The 19,534-nt window shown below is 68.3% G+C and carries 21 protein-coding genes and 1 tRNA gene; 6 read left to right on the top strand and 16 right to left on the bottom strand.

Features of this window, described 5'->3' with window-relative positions:
• The 4 genes from EEY80_RS20325 to clpB all read right to left on the bottom strand — a co-directional run.
• A partial coding sequence (locus EEY80_RS20325; RefSeq protein WP_205749155.1) for a hypothetical protein occupies positions 1-258 on the bottom strand: 258 nt, incomplete at its 3' end.
• Between the two features lie 226 nt (positions 259-484).
• On the bottom strand, positions 485-1,111 hold the full coding sequence (gene msrQ / locus EEY80_RS18300; protein WP_235829906.1) for a protein-methionine-sulfoxide reductase heme-binding subunit MsrQ: 627 nt from the start codon (positions 1,109-1,111) through the stop codon (positions 485-487).
• Positions 1,095-2,042 (bottom strand): protein-methionine-sulfoxide reductase catalytic subunit MsrP, encoded by a 948-nt coding sequence (gene msrP / locus EEY80_RS18295; RefSeq protein WP_126979053.1) that lies wholly within the window; start codon positions 2,040-2,042, stop codon positions 1,095-1,097. The genes msrQ and msrP overlap by 17 nt, the downstream gene beginning before the upstream one ends.
• Before the next feature lie 139 nt (positions 2,043-2,181).
• Positions 2,182-4,788: an ATP-dependent chaperone ClpB gene (gene clpB / locus EEY80_RS18290; protein WP_126979051.1), complete on the bottom strand. Its 2,607-nt coding sequence runs from the start codon at positions 4,786-4,788 to the stop codon at positions 2,182-2,184.
• A 258-nt stretch (positions 4,789-5,046) separates the two neighbouring features.
• Here clpB and EEY80_RS20625 point away from each other — a divergent pair, with 258 nt between their 5' ends.
• The 3 genes from EEY80_RS20625 to pyrF all read left to right on the top strand — a co-directional run bounded on the left by EEY80_RS20625 (position 5,047) and on the right by pyrF (position 6,249).
• A complete protein-coding gene (locus EEY80_RS20625; RefSeq protein ID WP_268885664.1) occupies positions 5,047-5,181 on the top strand; it encodes a hypothetical protein in 135 nt (44 codons plus the stop codon).
• Positions 5,182-5,184: 3 nt separating this feature from the next.
• Positions 5,185-5,433 (top strand): hypothetical protein, encoded by a 249-nt coding sequence (locus EEY80_RS18285; protein ID WP_235829905.1) that lies wholly within the window; start codon positions 5,185-5,187, stop codon positions 5,431-5,433.
• A 75-nt stretch (positions 5,434-5,508) separates the two neighbouring features.
• On the top strand, positions 5,509-6,249 hold the full coding sequence (gene pyrF, locus EEY80_RS18280; protein ID WP_126979049.1) for an orotidine-5'-phosphate decarboxylase: 741 nt from the start codon (positions 5,509-5,511) through the stop codon (positions 6,247-6,249).
• Positions 6,250-6,323: 74 nt separating this feature from the next.
• Here the strand turns inward: pyrF and EEY80_RS18275 are convergent, their stop codons facing one another.
• The 3 genes from EEY80_RS18275 to EEY80_RS18265 all read right to left on the bottom strand — a co-directional run bounded on the left by EEY80_RS18275 (position 6,324) and on the right by EEY80_RS18265 (position 7,979).
• Positions 6,324-6,707, bottom strand: a complete 384-nt coding sequence (locus EEY80_RS18275; RefSeq protein ID WP_205749154.1) for a hypothetical protein — start codon at positions 6,705-6,707, stop codon at positions 6,324-6,326.
• A gap of 91 nt (positions 6,708-6,798) precedes the next feature.
• Positions 6,799-7,077: an NfeD family protein gene (locus EEY80_RS18270; protein WP_126979047.1), complete on the bottom strand. Its 279-nt coding sequence runs from the start codon at positions 7,075-7,077 to the stop codon at positions 6,799-6,801.
• Complete coding sequence (locus EEY80_RS18265; RefSeq protein WP_407920744.1) at positions 7,074-7,979, bottom strand: SPFH domain-containing protein; 906 nt, start codon at positions 7,977-7,979, stop codon at positions 7,074-7,076. The genes EEY80_RS18270 and EEY80_RS18265 overlap by 4 nt, the downstream gene beginning before the upstream one ends.
• Positions 7,980-8,084: 105 nt before the next feature.
• Here EEY80_RS18265 and EEY80_RS18260 point away from each other — a divergent pair, with 105 nt between their 5' ends.
• Positions 8,085-9,338 (top strand): DNA polymerase IV, encoded by a 1,254-nt coding sequence (locus EEY80_RS18260; protein ID WP_126979045.1) that lies wholly within the window; start codon positions 8,085-8,087, stop codon positions 9,336-9,338.
• Between the two features lie 5 nt (positions 9,339-9,343).
• On the opposite strand, the gene EEY80_RS18255 is transcribed toward EEY80_RS18260, so the two are convergent.
• The gene (locus tag EEY80_RS18255) at positions 9,344-10,216 is read right to left on the bottom strand and encodes an N-formylglutamate amidohydrolase (RefSeq protein ID WP_126979043.1); all 873 of its coding nucleotides are present in this window, start codon (positions 10,214-10,216) and stop codon (positions 9,344-9,346) included.
• A gap of 124 nt (positions 10,217-10,340) precedes the next feature.
• Between EEY80_RS18255 and EEY80_RS18250 the strand changes: the two genes are divergently transcribed.
• Both EEY80_RS18250 and ykgO read left to right on the top strand, forming a co-directional pair.
• Positions 10,341-10,415, top strand: a tRNA-Val gene (locus EEY80_RS18250).
• A 69-nt stretch (positions 10,416-10,484) separates the two neighbouring features.
• Positions 10,485-10,610, top strand: coding sequence for a type B 50S ribosomal protein L36 (gene ykgO, locus EEY80_RS18245; RefSeq protein ID WP_126979041.1), 126 nt, complete (start codon positions 10,485-10,487; stop codon positions 10,608-10,610).
• Between the two features lie 90 nt (positions 10,611-10,700).
• Here the strand turns inward: ykgO and EEY80_RS18240 are convergent, their stop codons facing one another.
• The 8 genes from EEY80_RS18240 to EEY80_RS18205 form a co-directional block, all read right to left on the bottom strand.
• Positions 10,701-11,936, bottom strand: coding sequence for a phenylacetate--CoA ligase family protein (locus EEY80_RS18240; protein WP_126979039.1), 1,236 nt, complete (start codon positions 11,934-11,936; stop codon positions 10,701-10,703).
• 62 nt (positions 11,937-11,998) lie between these two features.
• The gene (locus EEY80_RS18235; protein WP_126979069.1) at positions 11,999-12,823 is read right to left on the bottom strand and encodes an ABC transporter ATP-binding protein; all 825 of its coding nucleotides are present in this window, start codon (positions 12,821-12,823) and stop codon (positions 11,999-12,001) included.
• Between the two features lie 58 nt (positions 12,824-12,881).
• A complete protein-coding gene (locus EEY80_RS18230; RefSeq protein ID WP_126979037.1) occupies positions 12,882-14,168 on the bottom strand; it encodes an ABC transporter substrate-binding protein in 1,287 nt (428 codons plus the stop codon).
• 73 nt (positions 14,169-14,241) lie between these two features.
• Entirely contained in the window at positions 14,242-15,318 is a 1,077-nt protein-coding gene (locus EEY80_RS18225) for a branched-chain amino acid ABC transporter permease (protein WP_126979035.1), read from the bottom strand.
• A gap of 40 nt (positions 15,319-15,358) precedes the next feature.
• A complete protein-coding gene (locus EEY80_RS18220; protein WP_126979033.1) occupies positions 15,359-15,544 on the bottom strand; it encodes a hypothetical protein in 186 nt (61 codons plus the stop codon).
• Between the two features lie 114 nt (positions 15,545-15,658).
• Positions 15,659-16,648: a branched-chain amino acid ABC transporter permease gene (locus tag EEY80_RS18215; protein WP_126979031.1), complete on the bottom strand. Its 990-nt coding sequence runs from the start codon at positions 16,646-16,648 to the stop codon at positions 15,659-15,661.
• 29 nt (positions 16,649-16,677) lie between these two features.
• Positions 16,678-17,487, bottom strand: a complete 810-nt coding sequence (locus tag EEY80_RS18210; protein ID WP_126979029.1) for an ABC transporter ATP-binding protein — start codon at positions 17,485-17,487, stop codon at positions 16,678-16,680.
• 17 nt (positions 17,488-17,504) lie between these two features.
• Positions 17,505-19,472 carry an AMP-binding protein gene (locus tag EEY80_RS18205; RefSeq protein ID WP_164738310.1) on the bottom strand — a complete coding sequence of 656 codons (1,968 nt, stop codon included), beginning with the start codon at positions 19,470-19,472 and terminating at the stop codon, positions 17,505-17,507.
• Positions 19,473-19,534 lie beyond the last annotated feature (62 nt).

Raw genomic sequence — 19,534 nt, 5'->3', positions numbered from 1 at the left:
CCAGAAGGCTAGTGAGCCGATATGCAAGAGCTTCGTCCGTCGAAACAGACCAAACCGCCCGCATATCTCTTCAGTATACCAAATTGTCAAAGAGCCAGACAAAATCAAAACAGGTGCGCCGTAACTTGCAGCGCGTCCCGCCAGCCTTGTCTTCAGTTTTTCTTTCGCTTTCAGTGTCTTGCGACCCGTCCGGCGCCCCGTTGCGGTGTGTTCCGCTTCGGTGAGGGGGTATTTACGGATCGGTGCCGGGGTCTGCAAGGGCTTTTTTCGCGGTCCATGTCATTTTTTTGGTCGCCCCGCGAAAACCTCATGAATCCTTGGGTCTGCCCCGTGCGCGGTCCGGCTTCGCCCCGGCGAGGGTCGGGGAGGGGTCGCTCAGATTCTGTCGCGCGCAGCGCGACGCGCGCAACGAAATCCAGCTTTTCCACAGACTTGCCCCCGGCGCGGGCCGATTCCGCGACTCGCGCATCCGGTCCGACGGAGGTCAGGCGCGTTGCGGCAGGCGAATCCGCAGCGCCAGCAGCAGGATCGTCGCGCCCAGATAGAGGAAGGGTTCCAGCGGCCATGCCTTGACCAGCCACAGGTAGTGAATGCCCCCGGCCAGCGCCGCCGGATAGACCAGCTTGTGCAGCTTTCGCCAGTTCGCCCCGCCCATCCGCCGGATCGAGGCCGAATTGGAGGTGATCGCCAGCGGCAGCAGCAGCAGGAACCCCGCCATTCCCATGGTGATATAGGGCCGTTTGACGATGTCGGCCGCCGCCTGCGACCACAGGAACGACATGTCGAGCGCGATCCAGGCCAGCAGGTGCAGCGAGACATAGGCGAAGGCCAGCAGGCCCACCGCCCGGCGGAACCGGATCAGGTTCAGCCCCAAGAACCGGCGGGCCGGAGTGAAGGCCAGCCCGCCGATCAGGAACTGCAGGCCCAGCTCGCCCAGCCGGTGCTCGATCTCCTTCACCGGGTCGATTCCCAGCCCGCCGGTGGCGGCGAGCCAGAAGATCCACAGGCCCGGCAGCGCGCCTGCCAGATAGATCGCCCATTCCGGCACCCGCCGCGCCCAGCCGTTGACGCGCGCGGCGAGATCGGGCCGCGCCTCAGTAATTCCGGGCAAGGTCCATTCCCGCATAGAGCGCGGCAACCTGGTCGCCATAGCCGTTGAACATCTGCGTGGGCACCCGCGAGCCGAACAGCCCGCCGCCGATCTTGCGTTCGGTGGCCTGGCTCCAGCGGGGATGGTCCACCTCGGGGTTCACGTTGGCGTAGAAGCCGTATTCCGACCCTTGCATCATCTTCCAGGTGGCGGGCGGCTCGTCGCCGGTCAGGTCGATCTTCACGATGCTCTTGATCGACTTGAAGCCGTATTTCCACGGCACCACCAGCCGGATCGGGGCGCCGTTCTGATTGGGCATCTCCTCGCCGTACAGCCCGGTGGCGAGGATCGTCAGCGGGTGCATCGCCTCGTCGATGCGCAGCCCCTCGCGATAGGGCCAGTCGAGGATCGGGATGCGCTGGCCCGGCATCTCCTCGGGCCGGGTCAGCGTTTCGAAGGACACGTATTTCGCCCCCGGCTGCACCCCCACCCGGTCCAGCAGGCTGGCGAGCGGGAAGCCGATCCACGGGATCACCATCGACCAGGCCTCGACGCAGCGCAGCCGGTAGATGCGTTCCTCCAGCGTCACGCCGGACAGGATGTCGCCCAGGTCATAGCTGCCGGGCCGCTCCACCAGCCCGCCGATCTCCACCGCCCACGGGTCGGTGGTCAGCTGGCCCGCATTCTCGGCCGGGTCGGTCTTGCCGGTGCCGAACTCGTAGTAGTTGTTGTAGTTGGTGATCTCCTCGAAGGAATTCGGTGTTTCGTCTGTCGACAGAGGCGAGGGCCGGTAGTCGAGCTTGGCCAGCGCCGGGCCGGCAGCCGCCGCGGCCGCGGTCGCCGCCGCGCCGGCCATCAGCATCCGGCGGTTCAGCCATGCGGATTTCGGGGTGACGTCCGACCAGCCGAGGTCGGGCGTCCAGCGGCGGTCGCGGGATGATCTGATCTGCATGGTTTCCTCCGGCATCGGGCAGGCTCACCTTTCAATACGAAGGAAAGGCCGCGGCAGTTACTTCACGATGCCGTATGCCGGACCATTTGCGAAGCGCCCGACGGAAGAAGGGGCCCCGCAGGGCCCCTTGCAGCGATCGTCAGTGCACCACCACCGGGTCCGGCCGCGCCCGGGTGGAGGGCGAGACATGGCTGCCGACGATCAGGCCATCCTCGCCCGCCGTCACCGCAACCGTGTCGCCGTCCTTCACCTCGCCCGACAGCAGCATCCCGGCCAGCGGGTCCTGCAGGTGACGCTGGATCACCCGTTTCAGCGGGCGGGCGCCGAAGACCGGGTCATAGCCTTCGTCCGCCAGCCATTGCCGGGCCGCCGCGTCCAGATCCAGCACGATCTTGCGCTGATCCAGCCGCCGTTCCAGCCGCCGCAACTGGATCGACACGATGCCGTCCATGTCGCCCCGGCTGAGCCGGTCGAAGATGATCGTCTCGTCCAGCCGGTTCAGGAACTCGGGGCGGAAATGCGCCCGCACCGCCTCCATCACCTCGGCCCGGGCAGGCGCCGGATCGGCCCCTTCGGGCAGCTGGCTCAGCGCATAGGCGCCGAGGTTCGAGGTCAGCACGATCAGCGTCTGCTTGAAATCGACCGTCCTGCCCTGCCCGTCGGTCAGCACCCCGTCATCCAGCACCTGCAGCAGCACGTTGAAGACGTCGGGATGCGCCTTTTCCACCTCGTCGAACAGCACCACCTGATAGGGCCGGCGCCGCACCGCCTCGGTCAGCACGCCGCCCTCGTCATAGCCGACATAGCCGGGGGGCGCGCCGATCAGCCGGGCGACCGCGTGCTTCTCCATGAACTCGCTCATGTCGATGCGCACCATCGCCTGATCGTCGTCGAACAGGTATTCGGCGACGGCCTTGGTCAGTTCGGTCTTGCCGACACCGGTCGGTCCCAGGAACAGGAAGCTGCCCAGGGGGCGGTTCTCGTCGTTCAGCCCGGCGCGGGCGCGGCGCACGGCATTGGCGACGGCGGTCACCGCCTGCCGCTGGCCGATCACCCGGCGGCCCAGCTCCTCTTCCATCTTCAGGAGCTTCTCGCGCTCGCCCTCCAGCATCTTGCTGGTGGGGATGCCGGTCCAGCGTTCGACCACTTCGGCGATCTGTTCGGGGCGCACCGCCTCTTCGACCATCAGCCCGTCCTCGCGCGCCTCGGCCGCCTCAAGATCGCGCTCCAGCTGCGGGATGCGGCCGTATTGCAGTTCGCCCGCCTTGCCGAAGTTGCCCTCGCGCTTGGCCTGCTCCAGTTCGGCCCGTGCCTTGTCGAGCTGTTCCTTCAGCCCGCGGCTCGCCTCCAGCTTGTCGCGTTCGGCCTGCCAGCGCGCCGTCATCTCGGCCGAGCGGTCCTGCAGGTCGCCCAGTTCCTTCTCGATCCGTTCCAGCCGGTCCTTGCTGGCGGCGTCGTCTTCCTTCTTCAGCGCCTCCGCCTCGATCTGCATCTGCAGGATCTGCCGGTCCAGCGCGTCCAGTTCCTCGGGCTTGCTGTCCACTTCCATCCGCAGCCGGCTCGCCGCCTCGTCCATCAGGTCGATGGCCTTGTCGGGCAGGAAGCGGTCGGTGATATAGCGGTGGCTCAGCGTCGCCGCCGCGACGAGCGCAGAGTCGCTGATCCGCACCCCGTGGTGCAGTTCGTACTTCTCCTTGATGCCGCGCAGGATGCTGATCGTGTCCTCGACCGTCGGTTCCTCGACGAAGACGGGCTGGAACCGGCGGGCCAGGGCCGCGTCCTTTTCGACATACTTGCGGTATTCATCCAGCGTCGTCGCGCCCACGCAATGCAGCTCGCCCCGCGCCAGCGCCGGCTTGATCAGGTTGGCCGCGTCCATCGCGCCATCGGTCTTGCCCGCACCGACCAGCGTGTGCATCTCGTCGATGAACAGGATCACCTCGCCCGCGGCGGCGGTGATTTCCGACAGGATCGCCTTCAGCCGTTCCTCGAACTCGCCGCGATATTTCGCGCCCGCGATCAGCGCGCCCATGTCCAGCGCCAGCAGCTTCTTGTTGCGCAGCGATTCCGGCACGTCGCCATTGACGATGCGCAGCGCCAGGCCCTCGGCGATGGCGGTCTTGCCGACGCCGGGTTCGCCGATCAGCACGGGGTTGTTCTTCGTGCGCCGGCTCAGCACCTGCATGGTGCGGCGGATTTCATCGTCGCGGCCGATGATCGGGTCGATCTTGCCTTCCTCGGCAGCCTCGGTCAGGTCGCGGGCATATTTCTTCAGCGCGTCATAGCCTTCCTCGGCGCTGGCGCTGTCGGCGGTGCGGCCCTTGCGGATGTCGTTGATCGCGGCGTTCAGCTTTTGCGCGGTCACCGCGCCCGCATCGAGCGCGTCCTTGGCCCGCGTGTTCACCATCGCCAGCGCCATCAGGATGCGTTCCACCGGCACGAAGCTGTCGCCGGCCTTCTTGGCCAGCTTCTCGGCCTCGTCCAGCACGCGCATCAGCGACTGCTCCAGCCCGGCGAGGTTCGATCCCTTGGGATTGCGCGCCACGGCGGCATCCACCGCCTCGGTCACGCGCGACGGCTCGCCCCCGGCGCGGCGGATCAGGTTGGCGGCCAGCCCCTGATCGTCATCCATCAATGCCTTCAGCAGATGTTCGGGCCCGACCTGCGGGTTCCCCTCGCGCATGGCGATGGTCTGGGCGGCCTGAAGAAAGCCGCGCGACCGCTCCGTGAACTTTTCGATGTTCATCGGCACACTCCTTGTCAAAGCCCCCGGTCCCTCGTCCGCCCGCCTCTGCGGCACGGCCCTGTCCGGGTCTCGTTTCCTCAGGTGTGGATCGCGCCGCAGCGTTTCAAGATGGCGTGACCGCGCCGGCAGGGCGCCAAGCCTGCGGAAACCGGCGACCTTTCGGCGCGTTGTGGGACCAGAGCAACCGCCGGCGACCGCCAGCCCGGTGCCCGGCCCGGGCATCCCGGCCGGCCCGCCGGACAAGCGAAGGACACCGCCATGATCCGCCGCCTTTTCGCCACCCTCTCCGACATCGGCACGCTGCTGCGCGGGCTGGCCGTGCCGGCCCCGCATTTCCCGGTGCCGGTCGCCCTGCCCGCCCGCGCGGCCATGCGCCGCAAGCCGAGGAGCTGACCGATGCGCATCCTCTCCAGCGAGATCACCCATGCCCGCCGCCTCCGCGACTTCGGCTGCGTCGAGGCGGTCGTGACGCTTCTGGTCAAGTCCGAGGGCCGCGTCGTCCCGCATGAGGTGCGGGTGCTGACCTCGGTTCCGCTGCACGGCGCCACGCCGCTGCGCGACAGGCTGCTGACCAGCGCCACCCAGCTGCACGCGCTGCGTCAGCGCCAGCGCCCCGCCGCAGCGACGATGCGCCAGGCCGCCTGACCGGTTCCGGCCGGGTTTCCGCTTGACCGGTCCGGGTCGTCCCGCCACATGGGGCAACACCGGAAGGAGAGCGCGATGCCCGACACAACCCGTCCCACGGCCGCAGACGACCGGCTGATCGTGGCGCTGGATCTGCCCGATGCGGTCTCGGGCCTCGCGCTGGCCGACCGCATCGGCGACGCGGTCTCCTTCTACAAGATCGGGCTCGGGATGCTCACCGGCGGCGGGCTGGCGCTTGCGCGCGAGCTGAAGGACGAACGCGGCAAGCGCGTCTTCCTCGACATGAAGCTCTTCGACATCGGCGCCACGGTCGAGGCGGCGGTGCGGGGGCTGGCGCGCTTCGACCTCGATTTCCTGACGGTGCATGGCGATCCGCATGTGGTGGCCGCCGCGCGGCAGGGGGCCGCGGGGTCGCAGACGAAAATCCTTGCCGTCACCATCCTGACCTCGCTCGACCGCGCCGACCTCGATGCGGCGATGATCCGGGCGGGCGACCTTGCCGAGCTTGCGGTGGAACGCGCCTCGCGCGCCTTCGCCGCCGGGGCCGATGGCGTGATCGCCTCGCCACAGGAGGCGGCGCTGATCCGCGCCCTGCCCGAGGCTGCGGGCCGCCTGATCGTGACGCCGGGCGTCCGCCCGGCGGGCACAGCGCTCGATGACCAGAAACGTGTGGCGACGCCGGCCCAGGCGGTGCGGGACGGCGCGGACCATGTGGTCGTCGGCCGCCCGGTCTGGCAGGCCGACGACGCCGCCGCCGCCGCCCGCGCCATCGTGGCAGAGCTTCGCTCGCCGCAGGCGCAACGCCCCAACCGCTGACCGGACCGGATCGACGCAGAAAGGGCGGCCCCGAGGGGCCGCCCTTCATCTTGGTGTCGGCTGAAAGCCTGCGATCAGTTCCCCGGGGCCGGAGCCGGGGCCGCCGCATCCGGGGCAGGCGTCGCCTCGGGGGCCGCGTCGGGCGCCGGGGTGGCCGCATCGGGGGCCGGGGTCGGCGCGGTTTCGGCCGGGGCAGTCTCGACCGGGTCGGTGGCGGCCGGCGCGGTCGCGGCCGGGTCGGTGGTGGCCGGAACGTTGTTTTCGATGGTCACGTCGCTGGCCGCCGGGGTCTCGGTGGCCTCTTCGCCGCCCGAAACGAGGAAGAAGATCACCGCCAGCGCCACGACGATGGCGCCGAGGATGAAGAAGATGCCGTTGCCGCCCGAACGGTGCGCGGTGGCCGTGGTGGGGCCGCCGACCGCGGGATCGCGGGGCGTCGTGGTGCGATGGTCTTGCATGTTTCTGCTCCTGGGTCAGGTTCTGGCCGGACAACCCCGTCGCCTCATTCGGGTTCCCGAACTGCTCAAACCCTAGGCAGACTGCCGCGCATCAGTTCTCGTTGATGTCGCGGTCCCACAGCTTGACCTGCCCGCGCCGGACCCCGGCCCAGCGGCGAAAACCGATCCAGGCCAGCAGCGACAGCACCGCGAACCACAAGAGCAGCCAGCCCACCGCCACCGTCAGGAGCCCCAGCCACAGCCCCAGCCCCGTCAGCACCGCGCCGACCGCGAAGCCGAGGAAGACGAAGCCCGGCAGGAACAGCTCGAAGATGCCGAGCGCGATGCCCGCCACCATCCAGACCCACCACATCTGCCACAGTACGGTCATTCCCCGCGTCCCCGGAACATCCGGAAGGCATCGGCGAAGGCGTCGAGCGCCGCGGCCGGCACCAGCACCGTCTGCTTGCCGCCGCCCTTGGCCACCTCGGCCAGCGCCTCGACCTGCCGGATCGCCACCTGATACTGCGCGGCCTCCAGCCCGTTTTCCTTGATCGCCTCGGCAATCACCGCGGTCGAGAAGGCTTCGGCCTCGGCCAGGACCCGCTTCGCCTTGGCCTCCTGCTCGGCCGCATACAGCTCGGCATCGGCGTTCAGCTCGACCGCGCGTTTCTTGCCCTCCGCCTCGGTTACCTGCGCGCGGCGGGCGCGTTCGGCGTTCAGCTGCTGCAGCATCGCCGCGCGCGTCGCGTCATCGAGGTTCACGTCCAGCACCTCGGCCCGCGTCACCTCGATCCCCCAGTCGTCCACCATCGCCGCCACCTGCTCGCGCACCTTCAGGATCAGGTCGCTGCGGTTCGACTGGACCTGGTCCAGTTCCATCTTGCCGATCTCGCTGCGCACGATGCCCGCGACCGTGGTGGCGATGGCGGCATCGACATCGCGGATGCGGTAGACGGTCTTTTCCGGCTCGGTGATCCGGTAGAAGACGCTCGTCTCCACCTTCACCAGCACGTTGTCGGCGGTGATCGCATCCTGCATCGCATTCGGTAGTTGCCGCTCCAGCACGCTGATCCGGTGCGCCACCCGGTCGAGGAAGGGCACGATGAAGTTGATCCCCGGCCCCAGCACCGCCCTCAGCCGGCCGAAGCGTTCGACCACATGCTTTTCCGACTGCGGCACGATCCGCACGCCGAGGAAGATGCAGAAGATGATGAAGAGCGCCAGGAAGATGATCACGGCATTGCCGCCGATCAGTTCTGCCAGAAGGTTCGGTTCCATGATGTCCCTCATGACATGCTTTTGGCGACACTATCCCATGCCGGGCGCCATGCCGGAAGTCCCTCCTGCCCCCGCCCTCTGGCGGGGCAGGCGACCGGGCTGATAGTATGGCTCATCATGCCCGCCCTCTGCCGCGACTGCCTCGCCACCTTCGACGCCGGCGCCCGCTGCCCGGCCTGCCGGTCGCCGCGCGTCCTGTCGCATCCCGAGCTGTTCGCGCTGTCGATCGCGCATATGGATTGCGACGCCTTCTATGCCAGCGTGGAAAAGCGCGACGATCCCGCGCTGGCCGACCGGCCGGTGATCGTGGGCGGCGGCACGCGGGGCGTGGTGTCCACCTGCTGCTACATCGCCCGCATCTCGGGCGTACGGTCGGCGATGCCGATGTTCCAGGCGCTGCGCCTGTGCCCCGACGCCGTGGTGGTGAAGCCGCGCATGTCCCGCTATGTCGAGGTCAGCCGCCAGATCCGCGCGATGATGGAGGTTCTGACCCCGCAGGTGGAGCCGCTGTCGCTGGACGAGGCCTTTCTCGACCTCACCGGCACCGAGCGGCTGCACGGCGCGCCGCCGGCGCTGCTGCTGGCGCGGCTGGTCCGGCGGATGGAGACGGAGCTGGGCGTCAGCGGTTCGATCGGCCTGTCGCACAACAAGTTCCTGGCCAAGGTGGCCTCCGACCTCGACAAGCCGCGCGGTTTTTCGGTGATCGGCCGGGCCGAGACGGCGGCCTTCCTGCGGGGCAAGCCGGTGCGGCTGATCTGGGGCGTGGGCCTTGCCACCCAGACCGCGCTGGAACAGGCGGGCATCCGCAGCTTCGACGACCTGTTGCGGTGGGACCGGCGCGACCTGTCCGCCCGCTTCGGCGCGATGGGCGACCGGCTGTGGCACATCGCCCGCGGCGAGGACCGGCGGCGGATCAGCCCCAACGCGCCGGTGAAGTCGATCTCGAAGGAAACCACCTTCCACGAGGATACCGCCGATGCCGAACTGCTGAAGGGGCATGTCTGGCGGCTGGCGGAACAGGTGTCCGACCGGGCGAAGGCGAAAGAGATGGCGGGCCGCACCGTGACGCTGAAGATGAAGCGCGGCGATTTCACCCTGCAGACCCGCCGCCACACCCTGCGCGAGCCGACGCAGATCGCCGACCGCATCTGGCGCGCGGCCGAGGAACTGCTGGATACGGCCTGCCCGACCGGGCCGCTGCGGCTGATCGGGGTGGGGCTGTCGGACCTCGTTCCCGCCAGCGCGGCCGACCTGACGGGCGACCTGCTGGACCCCGGTGCGGAACGCCGCGCCCGCGCCGAACGCGCCACCGACGCCATCCGCGCCCGCTTTGGTACCGATGCGATCGGCAAGGGGCGCGGGCTGCGCTGAGCCGGCTATTCCGCCGCCAGCCCGCGCGCCTGCGGCAGGGGGATCGCCGCGATCCGCGCCACCACCCGCCGCATCGCCTGCCGGAAGGCGGCATAGCCGGCGTGGGGGCGGATCGCCGCCTCGTCCATGTAGAGCGCGCGGTCGATCTCGATCTGCACGGCATGGCGGTTCAGCCCCGGGCGGCCATGCGCCTGCACCACATAGGCGCCGGCGAAGGGCAGGTTGCGGGCGACGACCAGCCCCTCGTCCAGAAAGGCGGCCTCGATCTCGTCCACCACCGGCGGCGCCGCCGTCGCGCCGAAGCGGTCGCCCAGCACGATCTGCGGTCGCCGGCCGCGACCGGCCGCGACCTCCACCGCCTCATGCGGCATGGAATGCACATCGATCAGCAGCGCGCCGCCGAAGCGCGCGGCGCCCTCCTCCACCAGCCGCGACAGGCAGGCATGATAGGGGCGCCAGCCGTGCTCGATCCGGGCCTCGGCCTCGACCCGGGTGATCTTGCCGGACCTTATCGCCCGCCCGCCCGCGACGACCCGGGGAATCACCCCCAGCCCCGACAGGATCCGCGGGTTCTGCACCCCCGGCGGCAGGCCCGCGATCAGCGCCGGGTCCAGTTCCTCGGCCGCGCGGTTGAGGTCCACATAGGCCCGGGGCAGCGTCGCCGCCAAGAGCGGCGCGCCGCAGCCCGGCGCCGCGTCCAAAAGGTCGTCGACGAAGGCATCCTCCGACGACCGGATCGCGCGGGCGTCCAGCAGGGACTGAGCGAGGAAGTCGGCCGGATAGTCGCGGCCGCTGTGCGGGGAACAGAAGATCGCCGGACTGTCGCGCCGGGCCGGCAGCGTCAGACGGAACGGCGGTGAGGCGTGGGACGGCTGCATCTCGGACGCGACTATAGCGGCCTTTGTGACGGCGCCGAAACCCCTTGAAAGGCCAAACGACTCCTTTTATAGACCGCGGAACCGAAACGACCCCGGCGCATTTGCGGCGGGGCCGCGACGGTCGGGGCGCGTAGCTCAGCGGTAGAGCACTACGTTGACATCGTAGTGGTCACAGGTTCGATCCCTGTCGCGCCCACCATCGCCGCCCCCGGAAACGGGGGCATCGTTGTTTTGAAGGCGCACGCGCGCCGCGAATGGGAGAAGGCCGATGAAGGTCCGGAACTCGCTCCGCTCGCTCAAGCAGCGTCATCGCGATTGCCAGATCGTGCGCCGCAAAGGCCGCATCTACGTGATCAACAAGACGCAAAAGCGCTACAAGGCCCGTCAGGGCTGATCCGGCGACGGATCGCGCAGAGCCAGCAGCAGATGCGGCCGCCGGGGCAATCCGGCGGCCCTTTTCTTTGCGGCCTCGCGAAGGGTGCGGTCAGTCGTACTTGCGCAGGTCGTCGATGACCTTGCCGTCGTTCGGCAGGGCGCCGGGGGGCACGATCTCTACCCGGCCCTTCAGCTTCAGCGCCTCGACGATCGAGCCTTCATAGCGCCCGGGTTCGGTCGCGGCGGTTTCGACACGGACGGTCATCACGTCCATCTCGCCCTCGCGGGTGGCGACGACCCGGGCGCGGGCGACCTCGGGGTGGCGGGCGACGAAGGCCGCCACCTGTTCGGGCCGCACGAACATGCCCTTGATCTTCGTCGTCTGGTCGGCGCGTCCCAGCCAGCCGCGGATGCGCAGGTTGGTGCGGCCGCAGGGGCTAGGCCCCGGCATCACCGCCGACAGGTCGCCGGTGGCAAAGCGGATCAGCGGATAGTCGGGGTTCAGCGTCGTCACCAGCACCTCGCCCACCTCGCCCTCGGGAACCGGATCGCCGGTGCCGGGGCGGACGATTTCGACCACCACGCCCTCGTCGACGATCATCCCCTCCATCGCCGGGCTTTCATAGGCGATCAGCCCCAGATCGGCGGTGGCATAGCATTGCAGCGTGCGGATGCCGCGTGCCGCATATTCCGCGCGCAGCGAGGGGAACAGTGCCCCGCCCCCCACCGCCGCCCGGGTGATGGCCAGCCTCTCGCCCATCTCGTCGGCGCGGTCGAGGATCACCTTCAGATAGTCGGGGGTGCCGGCATAGACGGTGCAGCCCAGATCGGCCGCCGCCCGCACCTGCAGGTCGGTCTGCCCGGTCCCCGCCGGCAGCACCGCCGCCCCCACAGCCCGCGCGCCCGATTCGAAGATCATCCCCGCCGGGGTCAGGTGATAGCCGAAGCAGTTCTGCACGATGTCGCCCGGCCCCACGCCGCAGGCATGCAGGAACCGGCCCATCCGCCACCAGTCATGCCCGCCGCCACCGGGTTCATAGATCGGCCCCGGGCTCTGGAACAGATGCGCGAAGTCAGCCGCCCCCCGCGCGGTCAGCCCGCCGAAGGGCGGGGCGGCCTTCTGCGCCGCGACCAGATCCGACTTGCGCAGCACCGGCAGCGCGGCCAGCGCGGCGGCATCGGTGACCGCATCCGCCTCCACCCCCGCCAGCCGGGGGCCGAAGCCGGGCGTCGCCTGCGCCCGCGCGATCTGCCGGGGCAGCATCCGCGCCAGATCGGCGGCGCGCGCCTCGGGCGGGCGGGTTTCGGAGCGGTCGAAGGGGCGAAGAGGCGAATGTTCGGTCATGGCTGGTCCCGGCCCCGCAGGACGCGCGGGGTGAAAACGTCGGTGGGGGCGGCAGGCCGGCGTCAGGCCAGCCAGCGCTTGCGGCGTCGATAGCTGCGCACGTCGCGGAAACTCTTGCGGCCGGTGTCGGACATGCCGAGGTAGAACTCCTTCACGTCGGGGTTCTCGCGCAGGGCGGCCGCGGGCCCGTCCATCACCACGCGGCCGGATTCGAGGATATAGCCGTAGTGGGCAAAGCGCAGGGCGATGCTGGTGTTCTGCTCGGCCAGGAGGAAGGTCACGCCCTCGCCCTCGTTCACCGCCTTCACGATGTCGAAGATCTGTTCCACCAGCTGCGGCGCCAGACCCATCGAGGGTTCGTCCAGCAGCACCGTCTCGGGCCGCGACATCAGCGCCCGGCCCATCGCGCACATCTGCTGCTCGCCGCCCGAGGTATAGCCGGCCTGGCTCTTCCGCCGCTCCTTCAGGCGCGGGAAGTAGGAATAGACCATCTCGAGGTCGGCCTGGATCGCGGCCCGCCCGTCGGTGCGGGTATAGGCGCCGGTCAGCAGGTTTTCCTCCACCGTCAGATGCTCGAAACAGTGGCGCCCCTCCATCACCTGGATCACGCCCTTCTTCACCAGCGCGGCGGGGTCCAGATCCTGCACCCGCTCGCCGCGATAGAGGATCTGGCCCTTGGTCACCTCGCCGCGTTCCGACCGCAGCAGGTTGGAGATCGCCTTCAGCGTTGTCGTCTTGCCCGCGCCGTTGCCGCCCAGCAGGGCGGTGATGCCGCCCTTGGGTACCGACAGGCTGACGCCCTTCAGCACGAGGATCACATGGTTGTAGATCACCTCGATATTGTTGACGTCGAGCAGCGTCTCGCGCGGCGGTGTAGTGTCGAACATCATCCGGTTTCCCTGCAGGGGGCCGCCCCGGTCGCACGGGACGGGGGCGGCCCGACGGTCAGTTGCAGCGTTCGGTCAGGCCCGCCTCCTTGGCGTAGGCGGCGGAGTCTTCCATCACCAGCGCGTTCAGCACCTCGTCGTCGGGGGTGATGAAGTCGGTCAGCAGCGTCCATTTGCCGGCGCTGGCATCCCATTGCTGCAGCATCGCGCCGCCCGGACCGCCATGATCTTCGCAGCTGGCCGCGAAGGACTGGCCGAAGCCTTCCAGCCCCAGTTCCGCCATCCGCGCATCGGTGATCTCCAGCGCCTCGAAGCCGTCGCGCACCTCGGCCGCGGTGACATCGGCATGGCCGGCCAGTTCCTGCGCCTTGCGGATCGCCTCGGAGATGACGACCGCCGCATACATGCCGCGCGAATAGATCACGCTGCCGATCTGGTCGCCCGCGCCCGATGCCTTGCCGGCATCCACCACATATTTCTGGATGTCGTTATAGATCGGATAGTCGGTGCCGACGCCGTTGAAGGTCAGCGCCTTGTAGCCGGTGGCGCCGGCGCCCGCGGGCGTCACGTCGTTCTCCGACCCCGACCACCAGATGCCGATGAAGTTTTCCATCGGGAAGCGGATGTTCACGGCCTCCTGCACGGCGACCTGGTTCATCACGCCCCAGCCCCAGAACAGCACATAGTCCGGCCGTTCGCGGCGCACCTGCAGCCATTGCGACTTCTGCTCCTGACCGGGCGAGTCGATCGGGATCTCGGTCAGCGCGAAGCCGTGCTTCTTCGACAGTTCCTGCAGGGTGCGGATCGGCTCCTTGCCATAGGCGGAGTTGTGATAGAGCAGCGCGATCTTCTTGCCCTCGAGGCTGCCGCCGTTCTGGTCCAGCAGGTATTTCACCGCGACCGAGGCACCGTCCCAGTAGTTCGCCGGGTAGTTGAACACCCATTCGAACACCTTCCCGTTCGCCGCCGAGGTGCGGCCATAGCCGGGGGTGTAAAGCGGGATGCCGTCCTGCGATACCTTCGGGATCAGCTGATAGGTGATGCCGGTGGACAGCGGGTTATAGACCAGGGCCCCGCTGCCCTTGGTGGATTCGTAGCATTCCACCCCTTTTTCCGTGTTGTAGGCGGTTTCGCATTCCGGGGTCTGCACCATCACCCCGCCGATGCCGCCGTCGCGTTCGTTCAGCAGGGTGAAGTAGTCCTGGAACCCGTCGGAATAGGGGATGCCCCCGGCGGCGAAGGGCCCGGTGCGATAGCTGAGATCCGGCACCACCAGATCGGCATGCGCCGGCAGCGCGGTGGCCAGCGCCAGGGCCATGGCGAGGCTTGCAAGTTTCGTCGTCATTCAGTCTCCTCCCAGAATGTCGAATGCGTGACGGTTGGACCGGGTCGCCTTCTGCGGGCGGCCCGGCAGTCGTTCAGTGCGGGAAGGGCCACAGCCGCAGCTTTTCCTTCGCCAGCCGCCAGAGCTGCGCCAGCCCGTGCGGTTCGGCGATCAGGAAGCCCACGATCAGCGCCCCCACGATCATCAGTTCGATATGCGCCGCCAGATCGGTGGGCCAGCCGAGCACGCCGCCCAGCACGTTCTTCAGGAACACCGGCAGCAGCACCAGGAAGGCGGCGCCGGCGAAGCTGCCGAAGATGCTGCCAAGCCCGCCGATGATCACCATGAACAGCACGAGAAAGCTCTTGTTGATCCCGAAGGCCTCGCCCACCTCGGCCGCGCCCAGATAGACCGAGAAGAACAGCGCCCCCGCCACCCCGATGAAGAAGGAGGACACGGCGAAGGCCGACAGTTTCGTGGTCAGCGGGTTCACCCCGATGATCTCGGCCGCGATGTCCATGTCGCGGATCGCCATCCATCTGCGCCCGGCGGTGCCGCGGGTCAGGTTCCGCGCGATCCAGGCCAGCAGAAAGACGAAGCCGAGGCAGATCAGGTATTTGGTCGCCGCCGTCGTCTGCGGCCCGGTGACATACCAGCCCAGCACCGTGCGTTCGGGCGCGGTGATCTGCCCCGAGGCCGAGTAGTTGTAGAACCACGGCACCTTGTTGAAGAGCCAGACGAGGAAGAACTGTGCGGCCAGCGTCGCCACCGCAAGGTAGAAGCCCTTGATCCGCAGCGAGGGCAGGCCGAACAGCACCCCCACCGCCGCCGTGATCCCGCCCGCCAGCAGCACATGGATCAGCACCGACACCTCGGGGAAGGCGGTCATCAGCTTGTACATCGCATAGGCGCCCACCGCCATGAACCCGCCGGTGCCGAGGCTGACCTGCCCGCAATAGCCGGTCAGGATGTTCAGCCCGAGGGCGGCGATGGCATAGATCAGGAAGGGCACAAAGACGGCATTCGCCCAGTAGTCGTTGATGACGAAGGGCACCACCGCCGCCGCCACCGCCAGCAGCGCGTAATAGCCGCGGCGGTCGAAACGGATCGGAAAGGTCTGGGCATCGTCCCGGTAGGACGTCTTGAAGTCGCCTGCCTCGCGGTACAGCATCAGCGCCGCCCTCCCTGCAGGGGGCGGCGTGCCGCGCCCGTCAGCGGTCGAGGCGCCGCGAAATCCTGAGCCAGGACCACATCCCTGCCGCGGCCCCGGTGCCCGCCAGCGCCATGTGCAGCGCCAGTTGCCCCGCGGGCTCCCCCTGCGGCGCGGCCAGTGCCAGCCAGCCGAAGGCCAGCGCCGCCGACCAGCCGGTGACGCAGAGGATCGAACAGGTCTTCACGATGCGGCGTCCCCCCGGATTGCGGCCTGCGCGCCCCTCCTGCGGCAGGTTGACGCAGATGAAAGCGCGAAGCCGCCCGCCGATCAACCGGATTCGGATGCGTGGCGATCATGGTCAGACCCTTTCGATGATGCGTTCGCCGAACAGGCCCTGCGGCCGCACGACAAGGAACAGCAGCGCCAGCACATAGGCGAACCAGTTCTCGGTCGCCCCGCCGATCAGCGGGCCCGCGAAGAACTCGAACAGCTTCTCGCCCATGCCGATGATCAGCCCGCCGACGATGGCGCCGGGGATCGAGGTGAAGCCGCCCAGCATCAGCACCGGCAGCGCCTTCAGCGCGATCAGGCTGAGCGAGAACTGCACGCCGGACTTGGTGCCCCACATGACGCCGGCGACCAGCGCCACGATTCCGGCAATGGACCAGACGAGCACCCAGATGAAGCGCAGGCTGATGCCCACCGACAGCGCTGCCTGATGGTCGTCGGCCACCGCGCGCAGCGCCCGGCCCTGGCGCGAATACTGGCTGAACAGCGTCAGCGACAGCACGAGGATCGCGGCCACCACCGTCGCCACCATGTCCAGCCGGTCGATGAAGAAGCCATAGCCGAACAGGCTTGCCGTCGCCGTCTCGACCGCCTCGGAAATCCCCTGCGGCAGGCCCACGTCCAGCGTCTTGATGTCGGCGCCCCACATCACGTCGCCCAGCCCTTCGAGGAAATAGGCCAGCCCGATCGTTGCCATGAACAGGATGATCGCGGGCTGGTTCACCAGATGCTTCAGCACCAGCCTCTCGATCAGCCAGGCCAGCCCGATCATCACCAGCGCTGTCAGCGCCAGCGCCAGCACGGCGGGCAGCGTCCAGCCGAAATGATGCAGGTCGGTGCCGAAGACCGCGTTGATCAGATGCGCGAAGGGCACCTGCCCCTGCTGGATGCCCACCAGCGTCAGCGCCGCGAACAGCGCGAGCACCCCCTGCGCATAGTTGAAGATGCCGCTGGCCTTGAAGATCAGCACGAAGCCAAGCGCCACGAGGGCATACATCACCCCCGCCATCAGGCCGTTCAGCGTGACCTCCATCGCGAACAGCATCTGGTCAGGCAGCATGGGTCACCTCCTGCGCGGGGAACCGACGGTCAGTCATGCGACACTCCCAGATAGGCGGCGATGACCTCGGGGTTGCTGCGCACCTCGTCGGGGGTGCCGTCGCCGATCTTGCGGCCGTAATCCATGACCACGACGCGATCGGACAGGTCCATCACCACGCCCATGTCATGTTCGATCAGCGCGATGGTCGTGCCGAATTCGTCGTTCACGTCGAGGATGAAGCGGCACATGTCCTCCTTCTCCTCGACATTCATGCCGGCCATCGGTTCGTCCAGCAGCAGGATCTTCGGCTCCGCCGCCAGCGCCCGGGCCAGCTCCACCCGCTTCTTCAGGCCATAGGGCAGCCGCCCGACCGGGGTCTTGCGGATCGCCTGGATCTCGAGGAAGTCGATGATCTTCTCGACCTTCTCGCGATGGGCGTCCTCCTCGCGCGCGGCGCGGCCCCACCACAGCGCCTGTTCCAGCAGGCCCGCGCGCATCATGGTCAGCCGTCCGGTCATGATGTTGTCCAGCACCGACATGCCGTCGAACAGCGCGATGTTCTGGAAGGTCCGGGCGATGCCCTGACGCGCCACCTGATAGGGCCGCATCGGCGCGCGGCGCTGGCCGCGGAACCAGACCTCGCCCTGCTGCGGATGGTAAAAGCCCGAGATGACATTCAGCATCGACGACTTGCCCGCGCCGTTCGGCCCGATGATGGCGCGGATCTCGCCCTCGCGGATGTCGAAGCTGATGTCCTTGATCGCCACCACGCCGCCGAAGCGCAGGGTGATGTTCTTCATCTCCATCAGCACGGGGCCGATGCGGCGCGCGCCATCGGTCGGGGTCTCTGGCGTCATGGGTCCGGGTTCCGCGTTCATTCGGCCGCCATCCTCTGCGCGGGCTGCCCGGCCACCACGTCGCGGATGGTCAGCGTGGCGCGGATCGCGCCCTTGCGCCCGTCCTCGTAGGTGACCTCCGTCTCGGTCGCGATGCTGCTGCGCCCGTCATACAGCGCGGCGATCAGGTCGGCGTATTTCTCGGCGATGATGGCGCGGCGCACCTTGCGGGTCCGGGTCAGTTCGCCGTCATCGGCATCCAGTTCCTTGTGCAGGATCAGGAAGCGGTGGATCTGGCAGCCCGACAGCATCGGATCCGCCGCGACAGAGGCGTTCACCTCCTCCACATGGCCGGCGATCATGTCATAGACCTTCGGATGCCCGGCCAGTTCCTGATAGCTGGCATAGGCGATGCCGTTCCGTTCGGCCCAGTTGCCCACCGCCGTCAGGTCGATGTTGATGAAGGCGGTGCAGCGGTCGCGCCCCGCGCCGAAGACCACGGCCTCGAGGATCGAGGGATAGAACTTCAGCTTGTTCTCGACGTATTTCGGCGCGAACAGCCGTCCGTCGGCCATCTTGCCCACATCCTTGGCCCGGTCGATGATCCGCAGGTGACCGGTCCCTTCCTCGAAGAAGCCGGCATCGCCCGTCGCCACCCAGCCTTCCGCATCCTTGGTCGAGGCGGTGCTGGCGGCGTTCTTGTAATATTCGACGAAGGTCCCGGGCGAGCGGTAGAAGACCTCGCCCGTCTCGCCGACCCTCACCTCGACCCCGGGGCTGGGAACGCCCACCGTATCGGACCGCACCTGCCCGTCCGGCTGCTGGGTGATGAAGACCGAGGCCTCGGTCTGGCCGTAAAGCTGTTTCAGGTTGATCCCGAGCGCGCGGTAGAAATCGAAGATCTCGGGGCCGATGGCCTCGCCCGCGGTATAGCCCACGCGGACACGGCTGAGCCCCAGCACGTTCTTCAGCGGGCCATAGACGCAGAGGCCCCCCAGGGCATAGCGCAGCCGGTCCAGCGCCCCGACCGTCCGCCGGTCGAGGATCGCGGGCCCCACCCGCCGCGCAAGGCGCATGAAATGGTGGAACATCGCCCGCTTCAGCCGGCCCGCGTCCTCCATGCGGATCATCACCTGCGTCAGCTGCCCCTCGAACACCCGGGGCGGCGCGAAGAAATAGGTGGGCCCGATCTCGCGCAGGTCGGTCATCATCGTCGCCGGCGATTCCGGGCAGTTCACGCAGAAGCCCGACCAGTAGGCCTGCCCGATCGAGAAGATGAAGTCGCCCACCCAGGCCATCGGCAGATAGGCCAGCACTTCCTCGTCCGGTCCCAGCCGGTCGAAATCCGAGGTGTTGCGCGCCGTCTCGATGATGTTGCGGTTCGACAGGACCACGCCCTTCGGCCGGCCCGTCGTGCCCGAGGTATAAAGCATGACGCAGGTGCTGTCGTAGTCCAGCGCCGCGATGCGCCGGTCCAGTTCCGCCTCCAGCCGGTGATGGCCGGCGCGGCCCTCGGCCTGCACATCGGCCAGCGCGTTCATCCGGCTGTGGTCGTATTTCCGCATCCCCCGCCGGTCGGTGTAGATCACCTGGCGGATGGAGTGGATGCGATCCTCGATCTCGATGATCTTGTCGACCTGCTCCTGGTCGCCGCAGATCACGAAGCCCGCGCCGCAATGGTCGAGGACATAGGCCATCTCGTCGGCCACGGCGTCCTGATACAGCGGCACCGGCACCGCGCCGCACATCTGCACCGCGACGATGGACCAGTAATGCGCGGGCCGGTTGCGGCCGATGATGGCGACGTGATCGCCCCTGGCGACGCCCAGTGCCAGCAGACCCAGCGCCAGCGCGCGAATCTCCTCGGCCGCCTCCGCCCAGCTCCAGCATTGCCAGATGCCGAATTCCTTTTCGCGATAGGCCGCCTTCGCCCCATGCCGCGCCACGTTGCGCGCCAGAAGCCCCGGAATGGATACCGGCGCGTCCGAAGCCGCTTCTGTCGTCACCCGCGCTGTCCTCCCCTGCGGCGCCGCAAGGCCTGCGGCGCGTGCCGCGGCCCTGCGCGCCG

The sequence above is a fragment of the Frigidibacter oleivorans genome (assembly GCF_003993775.1).
Taxonomy (GTDB): Bacteria; Pseudomonadota; Alphaproteobacteria; order Rhodobacterales; family Rhodobacteraceae; genus Frigidibacter; species Frigidibacter oleivorans.
The sequence above is the reverse complement of the archived record's forward strand: the minus strand, read 5'-3'. Positions and strand labels throughout refer to the sequence as shown.